Genomic DNA, 4,154 nt, shown 5'->3' on the forward strand with positions numbered 1-4,154 from the left:
TCTTGCCGTCCAGGTAGAGGTCCTGGATGCGGGCGGCCTCATCCTCGTAGCCGTAGCGGCACGCGAGCTCGTTGTAGAAATTCTTGCCGCGGGCGCCCATACCACCGATGTAGAGGGCGAGGTGCGGGCGCACGAGGTCGAGGTAGAAGGGCACCTCGGCCTCGTCGCAGATCGCCAGGGCGGGGCCGGCGTAGACGTCGAGCTCGCCGAGCGACGGGTCGCGCTTCGCCCTGCCGGCGGCCAGCGCGTCGCCCCACGCGAGGTGCGCCTTCTCCGGGTGGAAGAACAGTGGCTGCCACCCGTTCGCGACCTCGGCCGCGAGCTCGACGTTCTTCGGGCCCAGCGCGGCCAGGACGATCGGGATGTTCTCGCGCACCGGGTGGTTGATGAGCTTGAGCGGCTTGCCCAGCCCGGTGCCCTGATCGGCGGGCAGCGGGATCTGGTACTTCTTCCCGTCGTGGACGACCTTCTCGCGGCGCCACACCTTGCGGCAGATCTCGATCACCTCGCGCGTGCGGGCCAGCGGAGCGTCGTACTTCACGCCGTGGAAACCCTCCACGACCTGCGGGCCCGAGGCGCCCAGACCGAGGGTGAACCGGCCGTCGGAGACGAAGTCCAGCCCGGCCGCGGTCATGGCGGTGAGCGTGGGCGTGCGGGTGTAGATCTGCAGGATCCCCGACGCCAGCTCCATGGTGGACGTCTTGGCCGCGAGGTAGCCGAGCTGGCTCACGGCGTCGAACGAGTACGCCTCCGGGACGAACGCGATGTCCAATCCCGCCCTCTCGAGGTCGGCGGCCTCCGCGGCCGTCTCGGCGAACCCGCCGCTGTAGTTCAGAGCCATCCCGATGCGCATGCGCGTCACGCTACCGGGGTGCGGGCACGCCCTTGATCACCGCGTCGACCTCCCCGCCGATGCGCACGAACACCCCGACCCGGCGGAGCAGGGGCGTGTCCGCACGTTCGTAGCCCACGAGGCGGTACCCGGTGTCCGCCGCGACGGCCAGGACAGTGGCCTCGGGGAGGTCGACGTCCGAGGTGGGGACGACGACGAGGTCGCCGCCGCGCAACATCCGGGCCAACCGCAGGGCGCGCGTGCGGTCGTCCCCCCGGCGCCACCACCACCGGCGGGCGGCGACCACCGCGGCGGCGATCCCCCACGCGAGCAGCGGGAGCAGCGCCAGGATCGTGAGCACCCAGCCGGCGCTCACCGCGCGTCACCGGCCGGACGGGCGTCCCCGCCGCGGATGAAGTGCATCGGCTCGAGCCACGGGCCCCGCTGGACGAGCGCCCGCGTGCCCCCGACGGGTTCCCAGCCCCTGGACCGGGCCGCCGCGTAGACGACCGACCTCGGTAACCGCAGCTCCCACGGGCGGAGGACCACCTCGTCGTCGTCACCCTCGAGCCTGGACGCGAGCGCACGGGCGCGCCGGCCGTGCCGGTCCCGGAAGGCCCGCACCACGCCGCGGACCCGCTCGGTCGGGTCGATTTTCCGCATGCACCGGATCGTACGGGGCCGTAGGCTCGCCCACATGGCACCCAAGCCGCGCCTGCAGTCCGAGTCCCACCCCGCCGAGTCACGCGCCGCCGACCCACGGCCGGCCGACCCCGAGCTCACCGACGACGGCCACGTCGTGGAGCCCAGCGCCGACGACTACCGGCACGCGTCCGAGCTGGAGATCGACCGCGACTGGTACAAGACCGCGGTGTTCTACGAGGTCCTCGTCCGGGCGTTCTACGACTCCGACGGCAACGGCACGGGCGACCTGCGCGGCCTCACCGAGAAGCTCGACTACCTGCAGTGGCTCGGCGTGGACTGCCTGTGGCTGCCGCCGTTCTACGACTCCCCGCTGCGCGACGGCGGCTACGACATCCGCGACTTCCGCACCGTGCTGCCCGAGTTCGGCACCGTCGAGGACTTCGTGGAGTTCCTCGACCAGGCCCACAGCCGCGGCATCCGGGTCATCACCGACCTCGTCATGAACCACACCTCCGACACCCACGCGTGGTTCCAGGAGTCCCGCTCCGACCCGGAGGGCCCGTACGGCGACTTCTACGTGTGGTCCGACGACGACACGCGGTACCCCGAGGCCCGCATCATCTTCGTCGACACCGAGTCGTCCAACTGGACCTACGACCCCGTGCGCGGGCAGTTCTACTGGCACCGCTTCTTCTCCCACCAGCCGGACCTCAACTACGACAACCCCGAGGTCCAGGAGGCGATGATCGACGTCCTGCGCTTCTGGCTGGACCTGGGCATCGACGGGTTCCGCCTGGACGCCGTGCCGTACCTGTTCGAGCGCGACGGCACCAACTGCGAGAACCTCCCCGAGACCCACGAGTTCCTACGCAGGTGCCGCGCAGTGGTCGAGGAGGAGTACCCCGGCCGGGTCCTGCTCGCCGAGGCCAATCAGTGGCCCGACGACGTGGTGGACTACTTCGGCGAGCCCGAGGTGGGCGACGAGTGCCACATGGCGTTCCACTTCCCGCTCATGCCGCGGATCTTCATGGCCGTGCGTCGGCAGTCCCGCTTCCCCGTCACCGAGATCCTCGCCCACACCCCCGACATCCCGTCCTCGGCGCAGTGGGCGATCTTCCTGCGCAACCACGACGAGCTCACGCTCGAGATGGTCACCGACGAGGAACGCGACTACATGTACGCGGAGTACGCCAAGGATCCGCGGATGAAGGCCAACATCGGCATCCGCCGGCGCCTGGCCCCGCTGCTCGACGGCGACACCAACCAACTCGAGCTGTTCACCGCACTGCTGCTCAGCCTGCCCGGTTCGCCGATGCTCTACTACGGCGACGAGATCGGGATGGGCGACAACATCTGGCTCGGCGACCGCGACGCCGTCCGCACGCCCATGCAGTGGAGCCCCGACCGCAACGCCGGGTTTTCCCGCTGCGACCCGGGCCGACTCTACCTGCCGGTCATCATGGACCCGCAGTACGGCTACCAGGGCGTCAACGTCGAGGCGCAGATGAACTCCACCGCGAGCCTCCTGCACTGGACCCGGCGGATGATCCACGTCCGCAAGGGCCACCACGCGTTCGGGCTGGGTGAGTTCGTCGACCTCGGCGGCTCCAACCCGTCGATCCTGTCCTACCTGCGCACGCTCGAGGGCGCCGACGGCGAGCCCGACGTCATCCTCTGCGTCAACAACCTGTCCCGGTTCCCGCAGGCCGTGCGGCTGGACCTGGCCGAGTTCGCCGGCCGCCAGCCGCACGAGCTCACCGGCGGGGTGCCGTTCCCCGAGATCGACGCCGACCCTTACCAGCTCACGCTGCCCGGGTACGGCTTCTACTGGCTCGAACTGCGCAGCCCGGAGGAGGGACCGTGAGTATCGCCCCCATCGACGACGCCACCCTGGCCCGACTGCTCACGGACTGGCTGCCCGAGCAGCGCTGGTTCGCCGGGAAGGGACTCGAGCTCAGCGGCGTGCGGGTCGCCCGGCGCGCGGCGATGCTGGACGATCCGGAGGTCCTGATCGAGCACCTGCTCGTCGACCTCGAGGTGGACGGCCGGCCCCAGCGCTACCAGGTGCCCATCGCCACCGCGCCGGAGCTGCCGGGCGACCGGCGCGCGTTCCCGCTGACCCCCGAGGGCTCCTCCCCGGTGGTCTACGACGGACTGCGTGACCCGCGCGGCACCGAATCATTGCTGCGGCACCTGGGCGAGCAGGCCGAGGTCGGGGGCCTGCGCTTCCGCCTCGTCGCCGACGCGCCCGTTCCCGAGCCCACGTGGGGGCGGCTGCTCGAGGGCGAGCAGTCCAACTCCTCCCTGGTGTTCGGCGACGACCTCATGGTCAAGCTGTTCCGCCTCGTCCAGCCGGGCGTCAACCCCGACGTGGAGCTCCACGCCGCGCTGGCCGACCGGGACTGCCCGGCCGTGGCGGCGCTGCGGGGCTGGGTGGAACTGGACGACGATGGGGACGACGGCGAGGTGGGCGACACCGGAGCCGGGCCCACGACCCTGGCGATGGCGCAGGAGTTCATGGCGGGCGCGGCCGACGGGTGGGCGATGGCCACGGCGAGCGTGCGGGACCTGTTCGCCGAGGCCGACCTGCTGGCCGAGGAGGTGGGCACCGACTTCGCCGACGAGGCCTGCCGGCTCGGCGCGGCCGTGGCGCAGGTGCACGAGGACCTGGCGGCCG

The 4,154-nt window shown here is 71.3% G+C and carries 4 protein-coding genes and 1 pseudogene; 2 read left to right on the plus strand and 3 right to left on the minus strand.

The window, feature by feature from the left end; genetic code table 11:
• The 3 genes from G6030_RS09120 to G6030_RS09130 all read right to left on the minus strand — a co-directional run.
• Positions 1–853 (minus strand): LLM class F420-dependent oxidoreductase (locus tag G6030_RS09120; RefSeq protein ID WP_182642913.1); only part of this gene is annotated, 853 nt, incomplete at its 3' end.
• Positions 854–863: 10 nt separating this feature from the next.
• Positions 864–1,208, minus strand: a complete 345-nt coding sequence (locus tag G6030_RS09125) for a hypothetical protein (protein ID WP_182642914.1) — start codon at positions 1,206–1,208, stop codon at positions 864–866.
• The gene (locus G6030_RS09130) at positions 1,205–1,495 is read right to left on the minus strand and encodes a hypothetical protein (RefSeq protein WP_182642915.1); all 291 of its coding nucleotides are present in this window, start codon (positions 1,493–1,495) and stop codon (positions 1,205–1,207) included. Before G6030_RS09130 ends, G6030_RS09125 begins: the two co-directional genes overlap by 4 nt.
• 34 nt (positions 1,496–1,529) lie before the next feature.
• On the opposite strand from G6030_RS09130, the gene treS reads away from it, so the two are divergent.
• Both treS and G6030_RS09140 read left to right on the plus strand, forming a co-directional pair.
• Positions 1,530–3,341 (plus strand): maltose alpha-D-glucosyltransferase, encoded by a 1,812-nt coding sequence (gene treS, locus G6030_RS09135; RefSeq protein WP_241724269.1) that lies wholly within the window; start codon positions 1,530–1,532, stop codon positions 3,339–3,341.
• Positions 3,338–4,154, plus strand: a pseudogene (locus G6030_RS09140) (hypothetical protein); the annotation flags it as partial. The gene treS and the pseudogene G6030_RS09140, both read left to right, overlap by 4 nt.

It is taken from the genome of Dietzia sp. E1 (genome assembly GCF_014145015.1).
Classification (GTDB): Bacteria; Actinomycetota; Actinomycetes; order Mycobacteriales; family Mycobacteriaceae; genus Dietzia; species Dietzia cinnamea_A.

Bases quoted from the DNA above. Each gene is read 5' to 3' on its own strand.
- G6030_RS09130 (WP_182642915.1), bottom strand. From the start codon at position 1,495: ATGCGGAAAATCGACCCGACCGAGCGGGTCCGCGGCGTGGTGCGGGCC.
- treS (WP_241724269.1), top strand. From the start codon at position 1,530: ATGGCACCCAAGCCGCGCCTGCAGTCCGAGTCCCACCCCGCCGAGTCA.